Source organism: Chitinophaga sp. 30R24 (assembly GCF_049056765.1).
In the GTDB taxonomy this organism is placed as follows: Bacteria; Bacteroidota; Bacteroidia; order Chitinophagales; family Chitinophagaceae; genus Chitinophaga.
On sequence record NZ_JBJGXX010000034.1, the window covers coordinates 1 to 2,352 of the forward strand.

At 43.4% G+C, this 2,352-nt stretch carries 2 protein-coding genes; both read right to left on the reverse strand.

What is annotated here, in order from left to right; genetic code table 11:
* Positions 1 to 255: 255 nt before the first annotated feature.
* Positions 256 to 591: a hypothetical protein gene (locus tag ACDQ55_RS21600; protein WP_420983721.1), complete on the reverse strand. Its 336-nt coding sequence runs from the start codon at positions 589 to 591 to the stop codon at positions 256 to 258.
* 2 nt (positions 592 to 593) lie between these two features.
* Positions 594 to 1,505 (reverse strand): hypothetical protein, encoded by a 912-nt coding sequence (locus ACDQ55_RS21605; RefSeq protein ID WP_420983722.1) that lies wholly within the window; start codon positions 1,503 to 1,505, stop codon positions 594 to 596.
* Between the last annotated feature and the right edge of the window lie 847 nt (positions 1,506 to 2,352).

Consider the following 2,352-nt stretch of genomic DNA (forward strand, 5'->3'; position numbering starts at 1 on the left):
CCATCCTAGTCGTTTGCGAACTAATTCATCCATAATAAATGACTATTACAACGAGTATGGCATAACTACCATGTTACCAATATTCCATACAAATATATTGAAACGATGTCTATGAATCACACAGCTATTACATATAACAAAACTAAAAAAGCATACTCCCGATAAATGTAAAGGGTCGCAGGCATTGCCTGCAACCCTTTACATTTATTATATCTCATCACTACAACTCTCAGATACAAGTTGTAATCAGATTTGCTAAAAGTAAAAATAAATCCCTGTTTCACGTTTTATTGCTTCTTCGAAAAGATATCTAATTTGGTTAACCGTATTTGCAATAATGTTTCTGGTGAAAATATCACTGCTTAATACCTTTTTTAATTTCTCCCTCTCAACTATACTTTCATCTTCATAATTATCAATATTCGCATCAGCTATACTATTTATAAATTCAAAAAAACCAGTTTCCCATAAATCTTTAAATTCAACTTCATTTAATTCGACTTCAATTAATTGATCGGGCGTTGCCTCATCATAATTTAAAGCATGTTCTGCGCCGCTATCCTTAGGCACAACTATAGTTCTTGATTTCATCACTAATCTATATTATTAAAGTGAGTAACCTGATTATATTCAGCCTGGCTTCTTCCTATTGTCCTTCCATCAACAACTTTATTATTTGGAACAGTACCATTAAGGTCTAGGTACGATCTTCTACCAGACAAATTAGTATCCTGTATTCGGAAATAATTACCTGAATTATCAGATACAACCTGGACCCCTGTTTCACTATTAGTATAAAGAGTTTTTTGACCACTCACAACACCTTCTGCACCAGGGGCAAACCTCTCTATTGCACCTTGAAGACTACTACTAGGCCATCCTGAAGAATATTGCGCTGCCCGAGCTACACCACCCCCTTCTCCAACTATTTTAGCAGTCACCTCTAATCCTACTGCGGTTTTAGTATTTAACCCTGCTACCTTAGTACTAAGTGCTAATTCTTCAGTAGCAACCGCTGCTACCTTTATCTCTAAGCCACCTACACCTGTTATAGCAGCTAGTGGATTATTTTTAAAATCATTAAGTATTAATTGGGGAGTAGTTGTTCCAGTAGCAATACGATTCTTAAAATTGTTAATCCCTTGTTTCCCTAAATCACGCACAAAATTTATCTCAGCAGTAGTATTGCGTTTGAAGTTATCCTTTGCGATTCCTGCAAGCTGAACAATTTTACTCCATAACCCATCTCCAGGACCAGGTTCATCGCCTAAGAAGTCATTATATCTTATAGGGTTATCATAGTTAGATACATACGGACTCCACATCTCCATCTTCTCTGTCTTCGGATCGATTTGGTTCCACCTTCCTATCTGCGGGTCCAGATTCCTTAACTGTGCATCATATAAGTTAAGATCCAGTTCATTCGTAAATTCTATCCCATTGTACTTCTTACGATTCTCCGCATAATTACTTCCCAATAGCGCATTTGAAGATATCCCCGCCATGGTGAGCCCAAATGGATAATAATAGCGTCTCCTCCAGCAACGGTCTCAAAGAACTTCTACCACTAAAAATAACGGATTTTATTTTTTCATATGAAAGAAAAAAATCTGATCGGTCATAAAACGCGGTCACCGTCCGGGGATGGATGATGTGTTACTGCTGCTGATTTTACATTCTCATGTTGATCATAGATTTATCGCTCAGCCTATGTTCTGCCGTCCCCCACATCATCCATCCCCGGACGGAAGCGCGATAGTACAAAAGCTGATCAGTATACTACCGCTGGTGTTCGCGCAGCTTATTCTTCCGCCGCCGGGCCAGCGGTATAACGCTGATGGCTATATCCTGTCGCCCCAACAAAACGTCTTCCGCCCCACACCGCCATTCCCCCCTGGCCGCTGCGGCGGCAGCCAGAGCGCAGGCCCTGGAGCGCAGCGGAAGGGCCCAGCGAGGGCGAGCCGCAGCAGGCCGCGCCTTCGGCCTTTGTCTCGCCGGGAGCGCCAGCGGACGGCAAAATCAAAAATGGAAGGCCAGGGGGGATAGCGGGGGGCGGACAAAAATGGACAGCGGAGGGATGGCGGGCATTAAGGCAACCACGATTAAAAACAGCCCTTAGCCAGACCGGGAGCTGGACGAACGGAGGGCGCAGGAGCGCAAAAAGACGTGACAGGCCGCAGCGCAGCCCCTGGAGCGCCAGCGGAAGGGGCAAGCGTAGGACTGGCGCGTCTTTTTGCCGACTAAGCCCGCAGTGAGACCGCTTTTCCTGGAACATACAGGCTTTATACTAACGGGTAGGGATATATTATTTCAGAGTGGATCTACACTATTTTAACGGATGGTACTGCTGCA

What these genes read in the sequence shown, in the direction of transcription:
- ACDQ55_RS21600 (WP_420983721.1), bottom strand. Translation starts at nt 591, where the DNA reads ATGAAATCAAGAACTATAGTTGTGCCTAAGGATAGCGGCGCAGAACAT.
- ACDQ55_RS21605 (WP_420983722.1), bottom strand. Translation starts at nt 1,505, where the DNA reads ATGGCGGGGATATCTTCAAATGCGCTATTGGGAAGTAATTATGCGGAG.